The sequence below is a fragment of the Dryocola clanedunensis subsp. sulfonylureivorans genome (genome assembly GCF_016756775.1).
In the GTDB taxonomy this organism is placed as follows: Bacteria; Pseudomonadota; Gammaproteobacteria; order Enterobacterales; family Enterobacteriaceae; genus Dryocola; species Dryocola clanedunensis.
This window is the reverse complement of sequence record NZ_JAERMU010000011.1, coordinates 160,053-184,246: the sequence shown is the minus strand read 5'-3', so window position 1 is coordinate 184,246 and position 24,194 is coordinate 160,053. Positions and strand designations below refer to the sequence as shown.

Annotated in this window: 22 protein-coding genes and 1 riboswitch; of the genes, 9 read left to right on the top strand and 13 right to left on the bottom strand. The window is 54.3% G+C overall.

The genetic code is table 11. The features are described from left to right. Positions 1-255 precede the first annotated feature (255 nt). From HYQ67_RS13665 to HYQ67_RS13645, 5 genes are all read right to left on the bottom strand, one after another. Positions 256-2,466: a YgiQ family radical SAM protein gene (locus tag HYQ67_RS13665; RefSeq protein ID WP_237391242.1), complete on the bottom strand. Its 2,211-nt coding sequence runs from the start codon at positions 2,464-2,466 to the stop codon at positions 256-258. Between the two features lie 195 nt (positions 2,467-2,661). After that, on the bottom strand, positions 2,662-4,074 hold the full coding sequence (gene ftsP, locus HYQ67_RS13660; protein WP_202304224.1) for a cell division protein FtsP: 1,413 nt from the start codon (positions 4,072-4,074) through the stop codon (positions 2,662-2,664). A gap of 78 nt (positions 4,075-4,152) precedes the next feature. Beyond that, entirely contained in the window at positions 4,153-4,908 is a 756-nt protein-coding gene (locus HYQ67_RS13655; RefSeq protein ID WP_202304223.1) for a 1-acylglycerol-3-phosphate O-acyltransferase, read from the bottom strand. An 87-nt stretch (positions 4,909-4,995) separates the two neighbouring features. Next, on the bottom strand, positions 4,996-7,266 hold the full coding sequence (gene parC / locus HYQ67_RS13650) for a DNA topoisomerase IV subunit A (RefSeq protein WP_202304222.1): 2,271 nt from the start codon (positions 7,264-7,266) through the stop codon (positions 4,996-4,998). A gap of 194 nt (positions 7,267-7,460) precedes the next feature. Then, on the bottom strand, positions 7,461-7,865 hold the full coding sequence (locus tag HYQ67_RS13645; protein ID WP_202304221.1) for a YgiW/YdeI family stress tolerance OB fold protein: 405 nt from the start codon (positions 7,863-7,865) through the stop codon (positions 7,461-7,463). A gap of 203 nt (positions 7,866-8,068) precedes the next feature. On the opposite strand from HYQ67_RS13645, the gene qseB reads away from it, so the two are divergent. The 4 genes from qseB (at position 8,069) to HYQ67_RS13625 (ending at position 11,121) form a co-directional block, all read left to right on the top strand. After that, entirely contained in the window at positions 8,069-8,728 is a 660-nt protein-coding gene (qseB, locus tag HYQ67_RS13640; protein WP_202304220.1) for a quorum sensing response regulator transcription factor QseB, read from the top strand. Then, on the top strand, positions 8,725-10,080 hold the full coding sequence (qseC, locus tag HYQ67_RS13635; protein ID WP_202304219.1) for a quorum sensing histidine kinase QseC: 1,356 nt from the start codon (positions 8,725-8,727) through the stop codon (positions 10,078-10,080). Before qseB ends, qseC begins: the two co-directional genes overlap by 4 nt. Before the next feature lie 109 nt (positions 10,081-10,189). Continuing rightward, complete coding sequence (locus tag HYQ67_RS13630; RefSeq protein WP_202304218.1) at positions 10,190-10,771, top strand: NAD(P)H-dependent oxidoreductase; 582 nt, start codon at positions 10,190-10,192, stop codon at positions 10,769-10,771. Positions 10,772-10,803: 32 nt separating this feature from the next. Continuing rightward, a complete protein-coding gene (locus tag HYQ67_RS13625; protein ID WP_202304217.1) occupies positions 10,804-11,121 on the top strand; it encodes a putative quinol monooxygenase in 318 nt (105 codons plus the stop codon). Positions 11,122-11,355: 234 nt separating this feature from the next. Here HYQ67_RS13625 and parE read toward each other — a convergent pair whose 3' ends face one another. Genes parE through nudF form a run of 5 tightly spaced genes read right to left on the bottom strand, consistent with a single transcriptional unit; the run spans position 11,356 to position 15,782 of the window. Continuing rightward, the gene (parE, locus tag HYQ67_RS13620; protein ID WP_202304216.1) at positions 11,356-13,251 is read right to left on the bottom strand and encodes a DNA topoisomerase IV subunit B; all 1,896 of its coding nucleotides are present in this window, start codon (positions 13,249-13,251) and stop codon (positions 11,356-11,358) included. Positions 13,252-13,296: 45 nt separating this feature from the next. Then, positions 13,297-13,872, bottom strand: a complete 576-nt coding sequence (gene yqiA, locus HYQ67_RS13615; RefSeq protein WP_202304215.1) for an esterase YqiA — start codon at positions 13,870-13,872, stop codon at positions 13,297-13,299. Next, positions 13,872-14,699 carry a 3',5'-cyclic-AMP phosphodiesterase gene (gene cpdA, locus HYQ67_RS13610; RefSeq protein WP_202304214.1) on the bottom strand — a complete coding sequence of 276 codons (828 nt, stop codon included), beginning with the start codon at positions 14,697-14,699 and terminating at the stop codon, positions 13,872-13,874. Before cpdA ends, yqiA begins: the two co-directional genes overlap by 1 nt. A gap of 25 nt (positions 14,700-14,724) precedes the next feature. Continuing rightward, positions 14,725-15,147 (bottom strand): DUF1249 family protein, encoded by a 423-nt coding sequence (locus HYQ67_RS13605; protein WP_202304213.1) that lies wholly within the window; start codon positions 15,145-15,147, stop codon positions 14,725-14,727. 2 nt (positions 15,148-15,149) lie between these two features. Further along, a complete protein-coding gene (gene nudF, locus HYQ67_RS13600) occupies positions 15,150-15,782 on the bottom strand; it encodes an ADP-ribose diphosphatase (RefSeq protein ID WP_202304212.1) in 633 nt (210 codons plus the stop codon). A 207-nt stretch (positions 15,783-15,989) separates the two neighbouring features. On the opposite strand from nudF, the gene tolC reads away from it, so the two are divergent. The 3 genes from tolC (at position 15,990) to HYQ67_RS13585 (ending at position 19,501) form a co-directional block, all read left to right on the top strand. After that, the gene (gene tolC / locus HYQ67_RS13595; RefSeq protein WP_202304211.1) at positions 15,990-17,498 is read left to right on the top strand and encodes an outer membrane channel protein TolC; all 1,509 of its coding nucleotides are present in this window, start codon (positions 15,990-15,992) and stop codon (positions 17,496-17,498) included. A 168-nt stretch (positions 17,499-17,666) separates the two neighbouring features. After that, positions 17,667-18,335 carry a DUF1190 family protein gene (locus HYQ67_RS13590; protein WP_202304210.1) on the top strand — a complete coding sequence of 223 codons (669 nt, stop codon included), beginning with the start codon at positions 17,667-17,669 and terminating at the stop codon, positions 18,333-18,335. A gap of 5 nt (positions 18,336-18,340) precedes the next feature. Then, entirely contained in the window at positions 18,341-19,501 is a 1,161-nt protein-coding gene (locus HYQ67_RS13585) for a glutathionylspermidine synthase family protein (RefSeq protein WP_202304209.1), read from the top strand. A gap of 32 nt (positions 19,502-19,533) precedes the next feature. Here HYQ67_RS13585 and ygiD read toward each other — a convergent pair whose 3' ends face one another. After that, on the bottom strand, positions 19,534-20,322 hold the full coding sequence (gene ygiD / locus HYQ67_RS13580; RefSeq protein ID WP_202304208.1) for a 4,5-DOPA-extradiol-dioxygenase: 789 nt from the start codon (positions 20,320-20,322) through the stop codon (positions 19,534-19,536). A 119-nt stretch (positions 20,323-20,441) separates the two neighbouring features. Here ygiD and zupT point away from each other — a divergent pair, with 119 nt between their 5' ends. Then, positions 20,442-21,209 carry a zinc transporter ZupT gene (gene zupT, locus HYQ67_RS13575; protein WP_202304207.1) on the top strand — a complete coding sequence of 256 codons (768 nt, stop codon included), beginning with the start codon at positions 20,442-20,444 and terminating at the stop codon, positions 21,207-21,209. A gap of 36 nt (positions 21,210-21,245) precedes the next feature. Here the strand turns inward: zupT and ribB are convergent, their stop codons facing one another. Further along, entirely contained in the window at positions 21,246-21,899 is a 654-nt protein-coding gene (gene ribB, locus HYQ67_RS13570) for a 3,4-dihydroxy-2-butanone-4-phosphate synthase (RefSeq protein ID WP_202304206.1), read from the bottom strand. Between the two features lie 95 nt (positions 21,900-21,994). Further along, a riboswitch (FMN riboswitch) is annotated at positions 21,995-22,142 on the bottom strand. 109 nt (positions 22,143-22,251) lie between these two features. On the opposite strand from ribB, the gene ubiK reads away from it, so the two are divergent. After that, positions 22,252-22,542 carry a ubiquinone biosynthesis accessory factor UbiK gene (gene ubiK / locus HYQ67_RS13565; protein WP_202304205.1) on the top strand — a complete coding sequence of 97 codons (291 nt, stop codon included), beginning with the start codon at positions 22,252-22,254 and terminating at the stop codon, positions 22,540-22,542. A 185-nt stretch (positions 22,543-22,727) separates the two neighbouring features. Here the strand turns inward: ubiK and hldE are convergent, their stop codons facing one another. After that, a complete protein-coding gene (gene hldE / locus HYQ67_RS13560) occupies positions 22,728-24,158 on the bottom strand; it encodes a bifunctional D-glycero-beta-D-manno-heptose-7-phosphate kinase/D-glycero-beta-D-manno-heptose 1-phosphate adenylyltransferase HldE (protein WP_202304204.1) in 1,431 nt (476 codons plus the stop codon). Between the last annotated feature and the right edge of the window lie 36 nt (positions 24,159-24,194).

The following is a 24,194-nucleotide window of genomic DNA, read 5'->3' as shown; positions in this document are numbered from 1 at the left end:
AGAGTGAACATATTTTGTCTCCTTTCACCTGAGCCAACACGTCATTCCAGCCTTGTACATACGAAGTCAGAGCTTCTGGTTACCGTTCGGATTTTGAGTGACGTGAAAGGTGAAACGGAGGGCTTAAGCTACGAAGAAAGATCGGCGTCTTCAGGGCGGATACAAGCTTCCTCCGTTTCGTGTAACCGGTAGCTAACCAGCTACCGGTTCAAGATACAAGGGCGGATAAGCGCAAGCGCCATCCGCCATTTTTGTTTAAGGCTTAGGCGCGCGTCTCTTAGGACCCGCAGCCTTTGCTCCCGCAGTCTTCGCGCCAGCGGCGGCTGCCGCAGGACGACGCTGATGGGCAATCGGCGTGTGCTTCGTCAGTGCCGGACGTGCGCCGCGGTTATAGCGGCGGGCTTCGCGCATCTCTTCCAGAGTCGGCGACGGCACCAGACATTCACGGCGGCCACCGATCAGGTGCTTTTTACCCATCGCTTCCAGCGCTTCGCGGATCAGCGGCCAGTTGGCCGGATCGTGGTAACGCAGCAGCGCTTTATGCAGGCGGCGCTGACGATCGCCCTTCGGCACCACGACCTCTTCACTCTTGTAGCTAATCTTCCCGAGCGGGTTCTTGCCGGTGTAATACATGGTGGTCGAGTTGGCGAGCGGCGACGGGTAGAAGTTCTGCACCTGATCCAGACGGAAGCGGTTCTTCTTCAGCCACAGCGCCAGATTCACCATATCTTCATCACGCGTGCCGGGGTGCGCGGAGATAAAGTACGGGATCAGGTACTGCTCTTTCCCGGCCTGCTTAGAATAGGTATCAAACAGCTCTTTAAAGCGCTGATAGCTGCCCATTCCCGGCTTCATCATCTTCGACAGCGGCCCTTCTTCGGTATGCTCCGGGGCAATTTTCAGATAGCCGCCCACGTGGTGGGTCGCCAGCTCTTTGATATAACGCGGATCTTCCACCGCAATATCATAGCGGACGCCAGATGCGATCAGGATCTTCTTCACGCCCTTGATCTCACGGGCGCGGCGATACAGGTTGATCGTCGGCTGGTGGTTGGTGTCCATGTGCGGACAGATATCCGGATAAACGCAGGACAGGCGACGGCAGGTTTGTTCTGCACGCGGTGACTTACAACGCAGCATATACATGTTCGCAGTTGGGCCACCCAGATCCGAAACCACGCCGGTAAAGCCAGGTACGGTGTCGCGCATTGCCTCGATCTCATTAATGATCGAATCTTCAGAACGGCTCTGAATAATGCGTCCTTCGTGCTCGGTAATAGAACAGAATGAACAGCCCCCGAAGCAGCCACGCATGATGTTGACAGAAAAACGGATCATCTCGTAGGCAGGAATACGAGCCTTGCCATAGGCTGGATGGGGAACACGTTTATAAGGCAGTGCAAAAACGCTGTCCATTTCGTCGGTAGAAAGCGGGATAGCCGGCGGGTTGATCCAGATATAGCGATCGCCATGCTTTTGCATCAGCGCACGGGCGCAGCCCGGGTTGGTTTCATGGTGCAGAATGCGCGATGCGTGAGCGTACATCACCTTATCGCTTTTCACTTTCTCAAACGACGGCAGCAGGACGTAGGTCTTTTCCCACGGCTTCGGACGCGCGGGCTGCACAACAACGGCTTTAGATTCTTGCTCTGCCGGGGCCACCGTCGGCTTGCCGGTATCCGCGCACGGCAAATCTTCGCCGTATGGATGTGGAATCGGATCTATGCGCCCTGGCGTATCCAGACGGGTAGAATCCACGCCCGCCCAGCCCGGCATCGCTTCTTTACGCATCATCGCGGTATTACGCACATCGCAGATCTCGTCGATCTTTTCGCCCATCGCCAGACGGTGCGCGACTTCCACAAGCGGACGCTCGCCGTTACCGAAGATCAGCATATCGGCTTTGGCATCCACCAGGATTGAACGACGCACGGTGTCAGACCAGTAGTCATAGTGTGCGGTACGGCGCAGGCTGGCTTCGATACCGCCCAGAATCACCGGCACGTCGCGCCAGGCTTCTTTACAGCGCTGGGTATACACCAGGGAGGCGCGGTCCGGGCGTTTGCCCGCCACGTTATCCGGAGTATAGGCATCGTCATGACGCAGCTTACGGTCTGCGGTGTAGCGGTTGATCATCGAATCCATATTGCCCGCGGTCACGCCGAAGAACAGATTCGGTTTGCCCAGCGTCATGAAATCTTCTTTGCTGTTCCAGTCCGGCTGGGAAATGATGCCGACGCGGAAGCCCTGGGCCTCCAGCATGCGCCCGCAGATCGCCATGCCGAAGCTCGGGTGGTCTACGTAGGCGTCCCCGGTAACCAGGATAATGTCGCAGCTGTCCCAGCCTAAATCGTCCATTTCTTTGCGTGACATAGGTAAAAACGGGGCCGGACCGAAACAGGCCGCCCAGTACTGCGGCCACGAAAAGAGTTCGCGGTCTGGCTGGATCAAGCTGATAGAGCTCATAGTGCTTCCGAAAAAATTGATGTAAAAGTAACCAAAGCCGGCGATTATACGCCGTTTTGCGATGAGATTTGTACGTTTAAAAGTCAGTGCAGGTCGTTTTCTTCGTCAGGCGGATGTTTATCGCGCCAGACGCCACTCTCTTACTCTTTCGGTGGATGCCACAAGGCACACCCCACCCTGCTGATTTGCCTGCGATTATGGCGCAGGCTGTACCAGCAGCTGCCCTATAGAACCTCGGTCCGCCATCTCTAACGTCTGGCTGGAGTACAGGAACGGGAAATGCTCCCAGGACGGTTGCCCGAAGTAGACCAGCAGTTCAACCTGCCCGTCTACCCATACGGTATCTTTCCAACCGCGGTCTTCGCCAAACGGTGCAGCCCCGTTGACATTTTTAATCAGGAAGGTCACCCCTTCTATATGGAAGGGTTGTGGCATGTCCGAACGGACGGTCCAGCGCTCCCACGTCCCCTGCTGGGTCTGGATATCAATACGTTTGATATCCCACAGCTGGCCGTTAATACCCGGATCTTCACCCAGGGTAATATCACGGCTGCGGGCCGGGCTACCGTTGATAATCTCATCCGGCAGCAGGCGCATCGGCAGAGAATCTGTTACCAGCGGCAGCAGACCTGTAGGACGTAGCGTTAAAACCAGGGTCGAAATAAGAATGCTCGACGGCTCGAAGAAGCCACGAATACGGTCCATGATCCCTGCCGCTTCGCCGCAGGTTATCGACACTTCTTTCCCTTCGGTCATATCGACCAGAATTTCACGACGTTCGCCCGGCGCCAGAGAAAGCTGTTTCACCGACACGGGCGCGGGCAGGAAACCCTGATCGCTTGAAATAACGTGCATCGCACGACCATCGCTCATCTGCAGCAGGTAACGACGTGCGTTTGACGCGTTCAATAAACGCAGACGCACCCATCCGCGAGAGACCTCAACAAAGGGCCCCTGCACACCATTGACCAGTAGCGTATCACCGACAAAACCAGCGCTGCCCGGCTCCACATATTCTGGCGTCCCGAAATTATCCAGCCGCTTGTCCTGAATAATCACCGGGAAGTCGTCAACGCCGTAGTGGTTGGGGATAGGCAGCGACTTGCTAACCTCATCTTCGATGAGCCACATCCCCGCCAGGCCATTGTAGACCTGCTCGGCAGAGCGGTTCGGCGTACTGGCGCGATACCAGAGCGTGGCGGCCTGCTGGCGAATCGGCAGCACCGGTGCCCAGTCTACGTTCGGTGACATCATGCGAGGCGCCCCCCCCATTAGCGGTCCCGGCACCTGAAGCCCGGCAATGGTCATACCGATATTTTCCTGTAGACGGTTGCTGTAAATCATCTTCACATCATCGCCGTTCCACACGCGGATTGTCGGCCCAAGATAGCGTCCGTTCAGCCCCCAGACCTGTGCCTTAGCCCCGCCGGTGAAAGACCAGTGCGCCCGCTGTAGCGTCAGGAACAGCGGCTGCCCGCGGCGAGATTCCAGCAAAGGAGGGACGGGCAGAGGTAACTGCTGCCCAGCCGCATTTGCCCTCAGTGGCACGCTACCTGCACAAAGTGCTATTCCCGATGCCTGAACGAACTGACGCCGACTGAGTGACATAATTGCTCCATGTAAAACGTAAAACGTGGGGCGGTACAAACCGTACCGCCAGAGGGGTAAACCCCGGAATGAGGCGAATTAACTCGCCTGTTTCTTTTCAATATGACCAGCAGCTTCTCGATCAGCGACTTCTTTATCCAGCTCGTCAATTTTGGCCATCATAATTTCGCGGCAGTGGGTCGCCAGCTTGCGCACCTGCTCTTTACCAAACTCGCTGGTATCAATCGGCGGCAGCATTTCGACAATCACCAGACCATTATTCCAGCGGTTCAGCTTAATTTTATTACTGGTACTGGAAACGCACACGGGAATAATTGGGACACCTGCGGCAATTGCAGCATGAAACGCACCGGTTTTGAATGGCAGCAGACCACGACCCCGGCTGCGTGTACCTTCCGGGAACATCCAGACGGAGATTTTACGCCTCTGCATTTGCGCCACAACCTGAGAAATCGTGCTGTGCGCTTTTGCGCGGTTATCCCGATCAATCAATATATTGCCGGTAAGCCAGTACAGCAGCCCAAAGAACGGTACCCATAACAGGCTCTTCTTGCCCACGGTGACCGTTGGCGGCTGGACGATACTCGCGGCGGTAACCATATCGAAATTGTTCTGGTGATTACCGATATAAATTGCGGTGGGATGATTTTCAACGCCCGCCGGCAAACGGACTTCCACCTTCAGCCCAAAAATGGGTGCAAGGCGACCAAATAAATGCCCAAAGGTCGCCACGTGGCGCGGGTTGCGCGGGCTGAATAAACAGTAAATACAGCCAAAAATACAGACCAGGATGCAGTAAATCACAACAATGATAAAACGAATGATGGCTAGCATAACAACCTCTGAAACCTGAACCGCTAAATAAAGATGATTTATTTAGCGTAAACCACACCGATTGGGCGGCAAGGTGCCGCCCTCGGATTACTCCTCGCTATCGCCAACGCCTGCGCGAGCCGGTGAATCAACGTCTACCCGGTCAATGCGCTGCAAACCACGCATCAGCGTACCGCGACGGCCACGCTCTCCGGTGATCTTTTGCAGCTCTTCCGGACGCAGTTTGATTTTACGCTTACCGACGTGCAACGTAACGGTGCTTTGTGGTGGCAGAATAAAGAGATGCGCCAGTTTATCATCCCCTTTAGCTGCTTCAGCGGATGGGATAGAGATAATCTTATTGCCTTTACCTTTCGACAGCTGCGGCAGATCGCTTACCGGGAACATCAGCATGCGCCCTGCGGCGGTAATCGCCATCAGCATATCGTCGGCGCTGGTGATTTCCATTGGCGGCAACACACGGGCATTCTCTGGCAGTGAAATCAGCGCCTTACCAGCACGGTTGCGTGCGACCAAATCATTAAAGGTACAGACGAAACCGTAACCTGCATCCGAGGCCATCAGCAGTTTCTGATCGTCCGGTGCCATCAGGACATGTTCAACAACCGCACCTGGCGGTGGAGTCAGTTTACCAGTCAGCGGCTCACCCTGACCGCGCGCAGACGGCAACGTAATAGGATCCAGCGCGTAACTGCGCCCGGTGGAATCAATAAAGGCAACCGGCTGGTTGCTCTTACCTTTCGCCGAGGCCAGATAGCTGTCCCCTGCTTTGTAATTCAGGCCCTGTGCGTCAATGTCATGGCCTTTGGCGCTGCGTACCCAGCCCATTTGAGAAAGCACAATAGTGACCGGCTCGGAAGGGGTCATATCATGTTCGCTCATAGCTTTGGCTTCTTCGCGCTCGCGCAGCGGTGAACGACGATCGTCACCAAAGGCGTCTGAGTCAGCCTGCAGCTCTTTTTTCAGCAGCGTGTTCATCTTGCGTTCTGATGCCAGGATGCTTTGCAGATGGTCGCGCTCTTTTTCCAGATCGCTCTGCTCGCCGCGAATTTTCACTTCTTCAAGCTTAGCGAGATGGCGTAATTTCAGCTCAAGGATCGATTCTGCCTGGGTTTCGCTAAGCGCGAAACGCTCCATCAGCACCGGTTTCGGCTCGTCCTCGGTACGGATGATATGGATAACTTCATCGATATTGAGGAACGCCACCAGCAAACCTTCAAGGATATGCAGACGCTTAAGGACTTTCTCAAGGCGATAGTTCAGGCGACGACGTACCGTGTCACGACGGTAAACCAGCCACTCGGTAAGGATCTCAAGCAGGTTCTTCACCGAAGGACGATTGTCCAGGCCGATCATATTGAGATTAACGCGGTAGCTCTTCTCAAGATCGGTAGTGGCAAACAGGTGGTTCATAACCTGTTCCATATCCACGCGGTTAGAACGCGGCACAATCACCAGACGGGTCGGATTTTCATGATCGGACTCATCGCGCAGGTCTTCGACCATCGGCAGCTTTTTCGCACGCATCTGGTTGGCAATTTGTTCAAGTACGCGAGCGCCGGAAACCTGGTGCGGCAGCGCGGTGATCACCACGTCACCCTCTTCTTTCTTCCATACCGCACGCATACGAACTGAACCGCGTCCGGTCTGGTAAATTTTACGGATTTCACTACGTGGCGTAATGATCTCGGCTTCGGTGGGATAGTCCGGCCCGTGCACGATATCCAGCAGCTCATCCAGCGAGGTTTTCGGCTGGTCAATAAGCGTCATTGCAGCCTTTGCCACCTCCCGCAGATTGTGCGGAGGAATATCCGTCGCCATCCCTACGGCGATACCCGTGGTCCCGTTTAGCAGGATGTTTGGCAGACGCGCAGGCAGCGTTTTCGGCTCCTGAAGCGTTCCATCAAAGTTTGGCGTGTAATCTACGGTGCCCTGACCGAGTTCACCCAACAGGACTTCTGCGTATTTCGACAACCGCGATTCGGTATAACGCATCGCGGCGAAGGATTTCGGGTCATCCGGCGCACCCCAGTTTCCCTGACCGTCTACCAGCGGGTAGCGGTAAGAAAACGGCTGTGCCATCAGTACCATTGCTTCATAACAGGCGCTGTCGCCGTGTGGATGGTACTTACCGAGCACGTCACCAACGGTACGGGCAGATTTTTTAAACTTCGCGCTGGCGCTTAGCCCCAACTCCGACATAGCATACACAATGCGGCGCTGGACAGGCTTAAGCCCGTCGCCGATAAACGGCAGCGCACGGTCCATGATGACGTACATGGAGTAGTTGAGATAGGCATTTTCCGTGAATTCGTGCAGCGCAAGACGCTCTGCACCATCATGAGTCAGATCACTCATTAATCATTCATCCTCAAACTGACGAGCCGAGTGTGGCCACAAACGGCGTAATTGCGCCGATAGTACCTTATCTGGCAGGTGTAGTCACAGGGGAGGAGTGATTTGCGCAAAGTTTAGGCGAATACGTTTAACGGACAGCCGCGAGTAAACTTGTCTGTCCGCTATGCGTTTCAGGATGTCACGTTCTGCACCGTTTATTTCACTTTAGTGACGTTTTTCACGTCTATCTCAACGGAGTTCCAGTCTTTATCCACTTTACCTTCAAGCTGCACGGTATCCTGCGGGGTGATGGTCTGGCCATTCCAGCGCTTGTGGTCGATATCCACGTTGATGGTGCCTGTGCTGTCTCGGAAAGTGTAGTCGTCTCCACCGATGCGCTGCTCAATTTTACCGGTCAACGTGACCCAGGTGTCGTCAGACAATGATTTGGCCTTTTCTACGGTCGTTTTACTGCCCGTTAGCCCAGAAAAACCACCCTGCGGTTGAGCCTGTTGAGCAGGTGCAGCAGCGTTCGGATCGACAAAGCCCCCCTGATTAGCAGCGAACGCAGGTGCGGCGGTAATAGCAAGGATGGTCATTACAGCGGCTAGTTTTTTCATTGTTATTTCTCCCTTCATGTATGTCGTTACGAGTACCTATTAAAGCGCAGAGATCTTAACGAGATCTTAATTTCGCCACAGCAAAGTGCTTTTTTTAAGAAATTGCGGCGCTTGCCGAAGCACTCGACTTTTATCCTGTACAGCTCGCCGCAATCGTTATTAACTTCACTCAATTTCCCGCAATGGATAAAAGGGACAGCACCATGCGCGTATTAATAATTGAAGATGACAAACTGATCGGCGACGGCCTGAAGGCGGGCTTAACAAAAATGGGCTTCACCATCGACTGGTTCACCGACGGTAAACTTGGCCAGGCGGCGCTGGGACAAGCTCCCTATGACGCCGTGGTGCTTGACCTGAGCCTGCCCGGTATCGACGGGCTGGAAATATTAAAAGGCTGGCGGCGTCATGGCCAAAGTGAGCCGGTATTGATCCTCACCGCGCGTGACGCCCTGGAGCAACGAGTGGAAGGCTTACAGCTCGGCGCTGACGACTATTTATGTAAACCATTTGCACTCATCGAAGTTGCAGCCCGGCTGCAGGTACTGCTCCGCCGCACGCACGGCCAGTCATTACCTGCCCTTACCCATGCCGGGGTAGAACTCGATCCGCTTAAGCTTACGGTGATGCAAAATGGCGAAGCGCTACAGCTCAAACCTAAAGAGTTTGCGCTACTTGAATTACTGATGCGCAATGCCGGACGCGTACTGCCTCGTACGCTCATTGAAGAGAAAATCTATAGCTGGGATGACGAAGTCTCACGAAATGCTCTGGAAGTGCACATCCATCATCTCAGGCGCAAATTGGGTAGCGGATTTATCCGCACCGTCCATGGCATTGGCTACACGTTGGGTGAGAAATGATTAAGAAACTAACGCAAAGCTTGCGCGCCCGGCTGATTGCCGGCTTCGTTCTCCTGCTGCTTGTCACCTGGGCTGGTGCAAGCATCGCGGCCTGGTATCAAACCAGCAAATCCCTTAATAAGCTTTTCGACACGCAGCAGTTACTGTTTGCCAAACGCCTCAGCGCGTTGGATCTGGAAGGCCTTGGCGTATCGCCACAGCTGCCGCGCAGTAAAAAAATGATCCCCCATCATCGCGGTAAGCAAGATGATGACACTCTCGCCTTCGCCATCTTTTCACCCGAAGGGCGTCTGTTGCTGAACGACGGTGATAACGGCAAACATCTTGAATACCTTTATCACCGTGACGGCTTTATGGATGGCAGACTGAAAGGCGATGATGACGAGTGGCGCCTGCTCTGGCTGACGACGCCCGAGGGCAAATACCGCATCGTGGTAGGCCAGGAGTGGGACTACCGCCAGGAAATGGCTCAGGACATCGTGGCCTCACAGCTCCTGCCCTGGCTTATCGCGCTGCCACTGATGGTACTTCTGCTGGTCTGGCTCGTCAGCCGGGCCCTTGCTCCACTTCACGAGCTTGCAGCGCAGCTCGGTCGGCGCGCACCTGACGAAGCCAGCCAGTTAGAAACTCACCCTATGCCCCTTGAGGTCAAGCCGCTGGTGAAAGCGCTGAATCAACTATTTGCCCGTACCGGAGAGTTTATGCTCCGTGAACGTCGGTTCACCTCTGATGCAGCCCATGAACTCCGTAGCCCATTGGCCGCCTTAAAAGTTCAGACCGAAGTGGCCCAGCTGTCCGGTAACGATGCCCCTTCGCGTGACCACGCACTGAACAACCTCAGCACGGGAATAGATCGCGCAACCAGGCTGGTCGATCAGCTGCTCACGCTGTCTCGTCTGGATTCGTTGGCTGCACTTGATGATGTGAAGGAACTTTCGCTGGCTGAACTACTGCAAAGTGCTGTGATGGACGCTTACCATCAGGCGCAGCGTGAAGGTGTGGATATCCGCCTGGATGTACAGGATCGGCAAGCCTCACTTCGTGGCCAACCGCTGCTGCTTAGCCTGATGGTACGCAACGTGCTGGACAATGCCGTGCGCTACAGCCCAGCCAGAAGCGTAGTCAATGTAGCCCTGCGCAAGCGCGAAATTTGCATTACGGATAACGGCCCCGGCATCAGCACGGAGTATCTAGCCACTCTCGGGGAACGCTTCTTCCGCCCGCCGGGTCAGGAGAAAACCGGCAGCGGGTTAGGCCTGTCGATTGTTCGGCGTATAGCGGCTTTACATGGAATGAGCGTTCAGTTTTCAAATGCTGACAGCAGAGGCTTTCAGGTACGGATAAGCTGGTAACCAGCAGATTGTTGCTAATTTAGCAAAAGTCTTTGCACATTTTGGCCATTTTACCGTGACGGCGATCACGTTAGAATTCGTGCCAAACGTAATGATTCGAGGACTACCGATGAGCAACATCCTGATTATTAATGGTGCGAAGAAATTCGCCCACTCAAACGGCCAGCTTAACGACACCCTGACCGAAGTCGCGGAAAGCTTTTTACGCGACCTCGGACATGATGTTCAGGTGACCCGCACCGACAGCGACTACGACGTAAAAGCCGAAGTTGAAAAGTATCTGTGGGCCGATACGGTGATTTACCAGATGCCCGGCTGGTGGATGGGCGCGCCATGGACCATGAAAAAATACATTGATGATGTATTTACCGAAGGTCACGGCTCCCTGTACGCCAGCGATGGCCGTACGCGCTCGGACGCCGAGAAAAAATACGGCTCCGGGGGTTTGATTCAGGGCAAAACCTATATGCTCTCTCTGACGTGGAATGCGCCTCTGCAAGCCTTTGAAGATAAAGAGCAGTTCTTCCATGGTGTTGGCGTGGATGGCGTTTACCTGCCGTTCCACAAAGCCAATCAGTTCCTCGGCATGGAAGGCCTGCCAACCTTTATCGCCAACGACGTCATGAAAGTGCCTGACGTTCCACGCTTTGTTGCAGAATATCGCAAGCATCTCGGTGAAATTTTTGCTTAACTGAGTTCAAGCTTAAAAAAACGGAGTGAACCATGCTTACAGTTATCGCTGAAATTCGTACCCGTCCTGGCCAGCATCACCGCCAGGCCGTGCTGGATGCTTTTGCTAAAATTATTCCTACCGTGCTGGAAGAAGAAGGCTGCTTTGGCTACGCACCGCTGGTGGATCACAATGCTCAGGTGCCGTTCCAGACTACCGCACCAGATTCCATCTTCATGGTTGAGAAGTGGGAAAGCGTTGCTCATCTGGAAGCTCACCTGGCCACAGCTCATATGAAGAGCCACAGCGCTGCCGTGAAAGATGACGTGCTGGATATCCATATCCACATCCTGGAAGACGCGATCAAGTAAGCTGCACCGTCTGCCAAAAACAAAAGGGAGCCGATTTCGCAGCTCCCTTCTGACGGATGACAAACCTAAAACGTTTAACAAACGAACAGATCCCACCAAAAAAATAACCAGGGAAATCAATTCATTGATTTTCGTCAGCTAACCACAAAGAAGGAAAAACCACGTTTTTTCCTTCTTTGTCAGCAAACAAAAGGGAGCCGATTTCGCGGCTCCCTTTTTTTATTGAATCGTGGATTACACGTCCAGATCGGCCATATCGCCTTTTTCCTGTAGCCAGTTACGGCGGTCTTCGGAACGTTTCTTGGCGAGCAGCATATCCATAATAGCCAGCGTTTTATCGTTATCTTCATCGCTGATGGTCAGCTGTACCAGTCGACGAGTATTCGGATCGAGCGTCGTTTCACGCAGCTGGAGCGGGTTCATTTCACCCAACCCTTTAAAACGCTGCACGTTCGGCTTGCCTTTCTTACGCTTGAGCTGATCGAGCACGCCGGCCTTCTCTTCTTCATCCAGCGCGTAGAATACTTCTTTACCCAGGTCTATACGGTAAAGAGGCGGCATGGCCACATAGACATGTCCCCCTTTTACCAGCGTACGGAAGTGGCGCACAAACAGCGCGCACAGCAGCGTGGCGATGTGCAGACCATCGGAGTCCGCATCCGCGAGGATACAGACTTTGCCGTAGCGCAGCTGGCTCAGATCTTCGCTGTCAGGATCGATACCGATAGCAACAGAGATGTCGTGGACTTCCTGAGATGCCAGCACCTCATCAGAAGAGACTTCCCAAGTGTTAAGGATCTTACCCTTAAGTGGCATGATCGCCTGATATTCACGATCGCGAGCCTGCTTGGCCGATCCACCTGCTGAGTCCCCTTCCACAAGGAAGAGTTCGGTGCGGCTAAGATCCTGCGCGGTACAGTCCGCCAGCTTACCTGGTAATGCCGGGCCGCTGGTCAGTTTCTTACGCACGACTTTCTTAGCCGCACGCATACGGCGCTGGGCGCTGGAAATCGCCAGCTCTGCCAGCTGCTCAGCAGCCTGAACGTTCTGGTTCAGCCACAGGCTGAATGCATCTTTTACCACACCAGAAACGAAGGCAGCACACTGTCGTGAAGAGAGACGCTCTTTCGTCTGACCGGCAAATTGCGGATCCTGCATTTTGACTGAAAGCACGTAAGCACAACGCTCCCAGATATCATCCGCAGAGAGTTTTACGCCACGCGGCAGGATGTTGCGGTATTCACAAAACTCGCGCATTGCGTCCAGCAAACCCTGGCGCAGACCGTTAACGTGTGTCCCGCCCTGCATGGTCGGGATCAGGTTAACGTAACTTTCAGTCAGCAGGTCGCCGCCTTCCGGCAGCCACAGCAGCGCCCAGTCAACCTGTTCGGTATCCCCGGCGAAGTTGCCGACAAACGGCGCTTCCGGCAGGGTGATCAGGCCATTTACGGCCTCGCACAGGTAATCTTTCAGACCATCCTGGTAGCACCAGCGCTGCTCGGTATTGTTAACCTTATCGGTAAAGGTGATCTCAACGCCGGGACAAAGCACCGCTTTCGCCTTCAGCAGATGGCTTAAGCGTGAAACGGAAAAGCGTGGGCTGTCGAAGAAGGATTCATCAGGCCAGAAGTGAACGCTGGTACCGGTGTTGCGTTTACCGCAGGTACCGACAACTTCCAGCTCCTGCACTTTATCGCCATTTTCAAAGGCAATACTGTAGACCTGAGCGTCACGCCGAACGGTCACTTCAACACGTTTGGACAGGGCGTTAACAACGGAAATCCCCACCCCGTGCAGACCGCCGGAGAACTGATAGTTTTTATTGGAAAATTTGCCCCCTGCGTGCAGGCGGCAAAGGATGAGTTCAACAGCGGGTACGCCCTCTTCCGGGTGGATATCCACCGGCATACCGCGTCCGTCATCGATAACTTCCAGTGACTGATCGGCGTGGAGAATAACATCAACACGCTTAGCATGGCCTGCCAGCGCTTCATCCACGCTGTTATCAATGACTTCCTGGCCCAGATGGTTCGGGCGTGTAGTGTCGGTGTACATTCCCGGGCGGCGGCGAACCGGCTCAAGCCCGGTGAGTACCTCAATGGCATCGGCGTTATAACTGGATTGCGTCATGGTTTATTCGTTCAGATAGCGAAACAGGAATCGGGCGACCCGGCCTCAATGAAGACCGAGGAAGTCGACAATCTGTGTGAAATAATCTTCGAAGCCTACAAAGGCGTGATTACCACCGGATTCGACCGTCTGGCGACAGGAGGCGTAATAAGCCACCGCCTGGCGATAATCGAGCACTTCGTCACCCGTCTGTTGCAGCAGCCAGATGAGATCCGGTGCTTCAAGCGGGTCAACTTGCATGACTTTAAGATCGTAAATATGGCGAGACTCTAGCACATATTGCTGCCCGGTGTAGGGGTTCTCATTGTTACCAAGATAATCTGCCAGCAATTCAAAGGGGCGTACCGCAGGGTTAATGACCACGGCGGGCAGCATGAAGCATTGAGAGAGCCAGGTAGCGTAATAGCCGCCAAGAGAAGAGCCCACGACGCCAAGCGGTTCACCACCATGACCCAGTACCAGCGATTCGAGCAATTCGGCGGCGTCGGCTGGATGCGGCGGTAACTGTGGCACCACCATTTCAATGTCGGGATAATTTTCCGTAAGCCATGCCTGCAGGCTTGTCGCCTTGGCTGAGCGTGGAGAACTATTGAAGCCGTGCAGGTAGAGTAGCGTAGACATCAGTACCCTTCTGAAGCGGTATCCGGGTTAAATACCGCACCTTGCAGGCGGCAAACCTCGGTCGTCACTTCACCGTTTGGATGGAGCTCCAGCCAGCGCCAGCCTGGTTCTATGGTATCCAGCGTAAAGTTAGAGCAATGGGGTTTAAACTGCACGCAGGTAGACGGCGTGGCCAGCATGCGGCGTCCGTTCCAGTCGAGATCCAGCTCCTGGTGGATATGCCCACACAGCAGCGTTTTTACCTGCGGGAATCTGACCAGCACATTATCCAGCTCCTGAGCATTGCGCAGGCTGTGTTGATCGAGCCAGCTGCAGCCGGCGGGCACCGGATGATGATGCAGTAACAGAAGAGTATGACGCTCAGGGGCATCGGACAGCTTGCGCGCAAGCCACTCCAGCTGGTAGTCACTGAGTTCGCCATGCGGGACGCCAAAAACCTGGCTGTCGAGCAGCAAAATTTGCCAGCTGTCGCCAACGTGAACAAGCTTGGAGGGAGAGATCCCCGCTTCCTGGAGCGAACTATACATGGCGGGCTGGAAATCATGATTGCCCGGTAACCAGACGCAGGGTGCAGAAATGCGCGCGATCCCTTCAGCAAAATGCTGGTAGGCCTCTGCGCTATGATCCTGTGCCAAATCGCCGGTGGCGACAATCAGATCGCACTGACGCCCGTCCGCAAGAATAGCCGCAAGCACCGCCTGGTAACTCTCCCAGGTATTAATACCCAGCAGCGTTTCGCTCTTCCCAGAGAATAGGTGGGTATCGGTAATTTGCAGTATCCTGATACGGCCCCCACCGGCCACAGGAAGATTTAACAGGCTTTCCAAATGGTGTCCTTAGGTTTCACTCTCTCTAACAAACCGGAACCGCCATCGCTCCATGCGCCAAACAGTAGCGCAACCAATCAGCAAGAAACTGGTTAATTTGATGCTTTTCGTCGCGCTGATGCAACTTTTTATTAGGATAATCATAGCGCGCTTTGAAGCGGAAGATCTGCTGGCTTGAACACACTTCCGCGACCATTGCGTCATGGTAAAGCCTGACGGACATGGACGGAAGGCTCCAGTAGCTCACGCTCGGCGCGGTTTGCTCTATCTGCACGAGGGTTGTATAGCGAGTGGATTCTAATACGGTCAGCCGATATCGGGCGCTATTAACCTGATAGGTTATGGATTCACCCGGCGCGTCTTCACGCGGCAGCAGGCGGCGCAGCTGGGCGAAGTTTGTTTCGCACAGACGCATCATTTCAGGAAAGTCAGGTGTATAGCGCTTCATATTTAGTGATTCCACTCTTCTCGTAGTTTCTCATAATGCAATTGCAGCCATTGCAAAGCGATGACTGAGGCAGCATTGTCGATTGACCCCTCTTCGACTAACTGATAAGCCTGCTCCCGGCTTACCACATGAACACGAATATCTTCGTTTTCGACTTCCAGACCGTGAATACCTTCTGCGGTCGTGGCGTCCACTTCCCCTACCAGAACAGATAAGCGTTCGCTGGTGCCACCCGGGCTTGCCAGGTAATTCATCACAGGTTTTGTGCGCCCGACGACCAGTCCGGCTTCTTCTATCGCCTCGCGCCGTGCCACATCTTCAACGCTTTCGCCCTCTTCAATCATCCCGGCAATCAGTTCCAGCAGCCAGGGCGTTGGGCTGGTGTCGTAAGCCGCAATGCGAATCTGTTCAATCAATACGACTTCATCGCGCACAGGGTCATAGGGTAGCAGCACCGCAGCATGACCGCGTTCAAATATTTCTCTTCTGACCTCACCGCTCATCGCACCGTTGAAAAGACGGTGGCGGAAACGATACAATTCGAGCGAAAAAAAACCGCGATATAGCGTTTCACGTGCAATAATTTCAACATCGTTTTTGGCTAACGTGACAAGTTTACCGTCTGACTTACTCATGTTTGTATCCCTGATGACTTATGGTAATGAATTGAGCGATTTCAACCCTGCCTGAATGCCCTTTCTTCTGCTATATGGTAGATTGTTCAAATTCAGGGTGGATGGCACATTACGCCAACTCGCCCCGCAGGCGGACTCTGTTAGAATCGGCAACTATTTCGACTCAATCAGCGCTATCAAAAAAACAATTTTGCTTCACAACAAGGAATGCAAATGAAGAAACTGCTCCCAATCCTTATCGGTCTGAGCCTAACGGGTTTCAGCGCCATGAGCCAGGCAGAAAACCTGATGCAGGTTTATCAGCAGGCCCGTCTAAGCAACCCGGATTTACGCAAATCCGCTGCAGACCGTGACGCCGCTTTCGAGAAAATTAACGAAGCTCGTAGCCCGTTATTACCACAGCTTGGCCTTGGTGCAGATTACACCTACAGCAACGGTTATCGCGATGCGAACGGCGTGGACTCAAATGCAACCAGCGCGTCTTTAGAGTTAACTCAGACCATTTTTGACATGTCAAAATGGCGTCAGCTGACCCTGCAGGAAAAATCTGCTGGCATTCAGGATGTGACTTATCAGACCGATCAGCAAACGCTGATTCTGAACACTGCGACGGCCTATTTTAACGTGCTGAGCGCCATTGATGCACTTTCCTATACCGAAGCGCAGAAACAGGCAATTTACCGTCAGTTAGATCAGACAACCCAGCGCTTTAACGTAGGCCTGGTTGCGATTACCGACGTACAGAACGCCCGTTCACAATACGATAACGTGCTGGCCAATGAAGTGACTGCCCGTAACAATCTCGACAACGCGGTTGAAGCGCTGCGCCAGGTCACCGGCAACTACTATCCTTCTCTGGCCTCGCTGAACGTTGACGGTTTCAAAACCAACAAGCCAGAAGCGGTGAATAACCTTCTGCAGGAAGCTGAAAAGCGTAACCTCGCGCTGTTGCAGGCACGTTTGTCCCAGGATCTGGCTCGCGAACAAATTCGCTATGCAGAAACCGGCCATATGCCAACTGTCGGTTTGACCGCCTCTACGGGTATCTCCGATACCAGCTACAGCGGTTCCAAAACGAACGGCTCTCAGGCTTACGACGACAGCAACATGGGCCAGAACAAAGTCGGGATCAACTTCTCACTGCCGCTGTATCAGGGTGGTTCTGTGAACTCCCAGGTGAAACAAGCGCAGTACAATTTTGTTGGTGCAAGCGAGCAGCTTGAAGGCGCGCACCGTAACGTTGTGCAGACCGTACGTTCTTCCTTCAACAACGTGAACGCTTCTATCAGCACCATCAACGCTTACAAACAGGCCGTGGTGTCTGCGCAAAGCTCCCTGGATGCCATGGAAGCTGGCTACTCGGTAGGGACTCGTACCATCGTTGATGTGTTGGACGCGACCACTACCCTGTATAACGCGAAACAACAGCTCTCCAGCGCCCGTTATAACTACCTGATCAACCAGCTGAACATCAAATCAGCGCTGGGTACGCTTAACGAGCAGGATCTGGTGGCACTGAACGCAACGCTGGGCCAACCCGTACCAACAACCCCAGAAAGCGTAGCGCCTGAAACACCAGATCAGGATGCGCGTGCAGATGGTTACACGGCGGACACCGCGACAACCACTCGTACCGCAGCACCCGCACAAGCAGTTCCGGCAGCGCAGCCTGCCGCAGTAAAAAGCAACAGTTCCCGTAATCCATTCGGTAATTAATTGCGTTAACAGGGGCATGGTTTCATGCCCCTGTCACAACTTCGCCTGCCCAACGTAAGGCAAAGTAAAGATCCCCCTGTAAACCGCTCTCATCGCTTTAATTTCAACCATTCATCCCCTATCCTAAGCACAACAATAGCTTTATTCCTTTGGGCTCAGGAAAGAAAAATGAAACGGACAAAAACGATAAATCACGCTTCGTTCCGCAAAAGCTGGAACGCCAGGCACCTAACGCCGGTTGCGCTGGCCGTTACCGCCGTCTTTATGCTGGCGGGCTGCGAGCAAAACGACGAAACCGTCTCCATGTATCAAAATGCGGATGACTGCGCGCAGGCCAACCCGGGTAAAAGCGCGGAGTGCACCACCTCCTACAATAATGCTTTAAAAGAAGCTGAACGCACCGCGCCAAAATATGCCTCTCGCGAAGAGTGTATCGCCGAGTTTGGTGAAGGGCAGTGCCAGCAGGCTCCTGCACAGGCCAGCATGGCTGGCGAGACTCAGGCCCAACCCCAGCAAAGCGGCAGCTTCTGGATGCCTCTGATGGCAGGCTACATGATGGGCCGCCTGATGGGCGGTGGTGCAGGCTTTGCTCAGCAGCCGCTGTTCAGCTCCAAAAATCCAGCCAGCCCGGCTTACGGTAAATACGCCGATGCCAGCGGTAAAAGCTATGGCGCAGCTACGCCAGGCCGCACCGCTACCGTACCGAAAACTGCGATGGCCCCGAAACCTGCAACCACCAGCACCGTGACACGCGGCGGCTTTGGTGAGTCAGTTGCCAAACAGACCAGTATGCAGCGTAGTAGCGCGACCGGCTCTTCTCGTTCCATGGGCGGCTAAACGTCATGGAAAGAGTCGCTATCAGCGAGCGCCCGGACTGGCGCGAAAAAGCCACCGAATACGGTTTTAACTTTCACACCATGTATGGCGAGCCGTACTGGTGTGAGGATGCCTACTACAAACTGACGTTGCCTCAGGTCAAGCGCCTGGAAGATGTCACCGCTGAGCTTCACCAGATGTGCCTGAAGGTCGTGGAGAAGGTCGTTGCCAGCGATGAGCTAATGGCAAAGTTCCGTATCCCGAAACACACCTGGGAGTTCGTCCGGCAGTCCTGGCGCAGCCAGCAGCCTTCACTCTACTCCCGCCTGGATCTGGCGTGGGATGGTGTTGGCGAACCTAAGCTGCTGGAAAACAACGCCGACACCCCAACCTCCCTGTACGAAGCCGCATTTTTCCAGTGGCTCTGGTTAGAAGATCAGATGCAGGCGGGAAATCTGCCGGCGGGAAGCGACCAGTTCAACAGCCTGCAAGAAAAGATCATTGAACGTTTTGCCGAGCTGAAACAGCAGCACGGTTTCAACCTGGTACATTTCGCCTGTTGCCAGGACACGGTGGAAGATCGCGGTACGATCCAGTACTTACAGGACTGCGCCGCAGAAGCAGAAGTGGCGAGCGAATTCGTCTACATGGAAGAGATCGGCCTGGGCGAGAAAGGCCAGTTTACCGATCTGCAGGATCAGGTTATCAGTAACCTTTTCAAACTGTATCCGTGGGAATTCATGCTGCGCGAGATGTTCTCCACCAAGCTTGAAGATGCTGGCGTGCGCTGGCTGGAACCGGCCTGGAAGAGCATCATCTCCAATAAAGCGCTGCTGCCAATGCTGTGGGAGATGTTCCCGAACCATCCTAACCTGCTGCCAGCGTACTTTGCAGAAGATGACTATCCGGCAATGGATAGCTACGTTGTGAAGCCAATCTTCTCTCGCGAAGGTGCCAACGTGAAGATCATCGCCAACGGCGAAGAGATCGCCAGCGCGGAAGGTCCTTACGGCGAAGAAGGCATGATCGTACAAGAGTTTTATCAGCTGCCGAAGTTCGGCGACAGCTACACGCTGATAGGCAGCTGGCTTATCAACGATCAACCCGCCGGGATCGGCATCCGTGAAGACCGGGCGTTAATCACCCAGGATCTTTCACGCTTCTATCCGCACGTGTTTGTAGAATAAAAAAATGGCGCGGATCTCGCGCCATTTTTACTTTAGCCAATCTGTACCGAAAGCATACTTAAAGACCCCATCTCAATGCCATCTACCGGGATCGTAATTTGTTCCTGACCATCCCACGCTCCCAGAACATAAAGCAGAGGCAGATAGTGATCCGCCGTCGGGTTCGACAGCGAACCGCCTTCGTGTTGCAGATAGTTCACCAGGGGATGCGCCTCGGTCGCCCCCTGCCAGGTAAGATTATCTTTCACATACTGGTTAAACGACTCGGCCCACGGATAAGGAGTGTTTTCACCGTGCCAACGTGCGGTGCGCAGGTTATGCACCACGTTACCACTGGCCACCAACATGATGCCCTGGTCGCGCAGCGTCGCCAGCTTGCGGCCCATTTCATAATGCCACGCGTTTGGCCTGGTGCTGTCGATACTCAACTGCACCATCGGAATATCCGCATCCGGGTACATCTTGATTAATACGCCCCAGGAGCCGTGGTCGAAACCCCAGGCCTCTTTATCCAGCGTGACGTGCTCTGGTGCCAGCAAATCGACAAGCTGCTGTGCCAGCTCAGGAGAGCCGGGGGCCGGATAATGAGTATCGTAAAGCGCCTGAGGGAAACCACCAAAATCATGGATGGTTTTTGGCGCTTCCATCGCGGTGACTCCGGTGCCACGGGTGAACCAGTGTGCGGACACCACAACAATCGCTTTCGGACGCGGCAGAGTTTCTCCCAAATGCCGCCATGCCTGGGTATATTGGTTATCTTCCAGTATGTTCATCGGGCTACCGTGACCGAGAAAAAGCGCGGGCATACGTTGGGTTGTCATGGTGATGTCCTTTGTTAATTCACTTGAATGACACAACTCTATCCCCAATTGATGTGGGAAGAACTCAGATAAGCATGATGAAGATCATCAGGAAATTTGAATGTGAAGAAGGAGCCTGAATGTCAGTCCCATTAATTCTCACGCTGTTAGCCGGGGGCGCTACGTTTATCGGCGCTTTTCTCGACGTACTCGGCCAAAAGCCGTCGAATCGCGTACTGGCGTTTTCGCTAGGTTTCGCCGCGGGGATAATGCTGCTTATTTCATTGATGGAGATGCTGCCCGCCGCGCTGCATACCACGGGGATGTCCCCGGTGCTGGGCTATGGCATGTTCATTCTCGGGCTGGTGGGCTATTTTGCCCTCGATCGCACGCTGCCCCACGCTCATCCGCAGGACCTGATGGATAGCTCAATCAAGCCGCCAAATCTTCGCCGTACTGCCCTGCTACTCACGCTCGGCATCAGCCTGCATAACTTCCCGGAAGGTATCGCCACCTTTGTTACGGCCAGTAGTAACCTTGAGCTGGGCCTGGGCATTGCCCTGGCGGTAGCGTTGCATAATATTCCTGAAGGACTTGCAGTAGCAGGGCCGGTTTACGCAGCAACGGGATCGAAGCGTAAAGCTATTCTCTGGGCCGGTGTTTCGGGACTTGCGGAGATCCTCGGCGGTGTGCTGGCATGGCTGATTCTTGGCACGATGATTTCACCAGTGGTGATGGCTTCTGTTATGGCGGCAGTGGCGGGCATTATGGTTGCGCTGTCGGTGGATGAGCTGATGCCGCTGGCCAAAGAGATCGACCCGCACAACAATCCGAGTTATGGCGTGCTTTGTGGGATGGCGGTAATGGGGCTAAGCCTGACGCTGCTGCAAACGAGCGGCATCGGCTAATAAAAAACCCGGTTAGAACCGGGTCTTTTATCTTTATCAGCTGGCTTTACGCTCGTGGGTCTGGCGGTATTCAACCAGGTCCTCGATAGTGACTACTGCCATGTTGTGCAGGCGGGCAAAGGTGATGCACTCCGGCGCACGTGCCATGGTGCCGTCATCGTTGGTCAGTTCACACAGCACGCCGGCTGGTTTGAAACCTGCCAGAGAAACCAGGTCGATGGTGGCTTCAGTGTGGCCACCACGGGTTAACACACCGCCAGGCTGAGCACGCAGCGGGAATACATGGCCCGGGCGGTTCAGGTCGGAAGGTTTAGCGTCATCGGCAATCGCTGCACGAACGGTAGTAAGACGGTCTGCGGCTGAAACGCCGGTCGTCACGCCGTGTGCGGCTTCGATGGTCACGGTAAAACCGGTGCCGTAGGCGCTGGTGTTGTTATCCACCATCATTGGCAGCTCGAGCTGTTTACGACGATCTTCGGTCAGGCACAGGCAAACAATGCCGCTGCCGTGACGAATGGTCAGTGCCATTTGCTCAACGGTCATGGTTTCGGCAGGGAAGATCATATCGCCTTCGTTCTCACGACTTTCATCGTCAAGAACCATTACACCGCGGCCTTCGCGCAGAGCGTTAAGCGCAAGTTCAACGCGTTGAGTCGGGGTGCCAAATGCAGAAAGTAGCGTCTGATTCATGGTAAGTAAAACCTCATTAAAATTGTGGTTACCAGAATCAGGGCAGTCTTAGGAGCTAAAAAAATAACGTGAGCAGGCCGGAGCCTGTGCATAGTCGTTACTCTCTCCCATCCGGACTTTAACCGTCGGCCCCGGAATTACACCGGATCTGCTGACCTCCGGCGTGATCCGGAGCGCTCGCGGGCTTTCAGCGTTCGCTGATTTACCGCCGGTGGGGAGTTTCGCCCCGCCCTGAGAATAAGCAGACTTACTATAGCGCCGATGATTTTCGCTGGCAACGCCATTTCAGGTTTATCCCCTGGCAATCAGGCATTACAATTGAATTATTCACGCAGGCTAAATGGAAACCACTATGATTGACCCGAAAAAAATTGAGCAAATCGCCCGTCAGGTTCATGAGTCAATGCCGAAAGGGATTCGTGAGTTCGGGGATGATGTCGAGAAGAAAATCCGTCAGGTTCTGCAGTCCCAGCTAACCCGTCTGGATCTGGTCAGCCGCGAAGAGTTCGATGTGCAGACTCAGGTATTGCTGCGCACCCGTGAGAAGCTGGCCCTGCTTGAGCAGCGTTTAAGCGAGCTGGAAAACCGCCCGGCTGCGCCAGTAACACCAGAAGTCGTCCAGCCGACAGAACCCCATATGTAAAAACGCCCCGTCAGGAGCATCTGGAATGACTGACAAATCTTTTTCGTAAGTCTGATAAGCGATAGCATCATCCGACGACACAACAGCCGTCAATGGTGGATGACGCTTACGCTTATCCACCCTACAAAACCTGACTTTGTCAGCAATAACAAACGCCCCTGACGGGACGTTTGTTATTGGATTGCTTAAGCGTCGTGGCTTTGAATTTTTTTGATGATGTTGGTGGTTGAACAACCATCTTCAAAGTTCAGCACCATCACTTCACCGCCGTTAGCCCACACTTCTTTGCTGCCGGCAATATCGTCTGGCTTGTAATCGCCGCCTTTGACCAGCAGGTCCGGCAGGGTCTCGCCAATCAGGCGCTGCGGCGTGTCCTCTTCAAACAGCACCACCCAGTCAACCGCTTCCAGCGCGGAGAGCACGATCATGCGCTGATCCTGCGGGTTCACCGGACGGGTTTCCCCTTTCAGGCGTCGGGTAGAGGCATCGCTGTTAACCGCAACGATCAGGCGATCGCCAAGCTTACGGGCGTTGGCAAGATAGGAGACATGGCCCGCGTGAAGAATATCGAACACGCCGTTGGTCATAACGACCTTCTCACCGCGCTTGCGGGCAGCAGCTACGGCAACCTTCAGCTCAGCTTCTGTCATCACGCCGAACCCTGTATCAGCGCGGCCACGCACGGCATTTTCCAGCTCGATTGGGGAGACGGTAGAAGTCCCGAGTTTACCCACCACGACACCCGCCGCCGCGTTGGCAAAGTAGCAGGCTTCTTCCAGTGAATTGCCCGCGGCAAGCGTTGCCGCCAGCACGCCAATCACCGTATCGCCAGCACCGGTCACGTCATAAACTTCCTGAGCAAGCGTTGGCAGATGAACGGGTTCCAGCCCCGGTTGCAGCAACGTCATCCCCTGCTCGGAACGGGTGACCAGCAGCGCGGAGAGATCGTAGTCGGCAATCAGCTTCATGCCACGTTCCACCAGCTCGGCTTCGGTTTTACATTTACCCACTACGGCTTCGAACTCGGACAGGTTTGGCGTCAGCAGCGTCGCACCGCGATAACGCTCGAAATCAGTCCCTTTAGGGTCGATCAGGACGGGAACTTTAGCCGCGCGAGCCAGGTTAATCATGTCACGCACGCTCGCCAGCGCGCCTTTAGCGTAATCAGAAAGCACCAGCGCGCCAATGTGCGGCAGCGCCTGGCTGATGCGCTCGTGCAGAGGTTCAGGATCAACCCCTTCAAAACCTTCTTCGAAATCCAGACGAATCAGCTGCTGGTTGCGGGAAAGGACGCGCAGCTTGGTAATGGTTGGATGGGTCGCAACGGAGACAAAATCGCACTTCACATTCACGCCAGTCAACGTCTGGCTCAAAGCGCGGGCTGCATCATCGATGCCCGTCAGGCCAACTAAGCGAGAATTCGCACCAAGAGAGGCGATGTTCATTGCCACGTTCGCCGCACCGCCAGGTCGCTCTTCAATGGTATCAACCTTAACAACCGGTACCGGTGCTTCCGGGGAAATACGGCTGGTTGGGCCATACCAGTAGCGATCCAGCATCACATCACCAACGACCATGACGCCTGCACGGCTGTATTCGGGCAGCGTTACTTTCATTCCTGACTCTCCAGAAAGGGTAAAAATTTTGCGCGA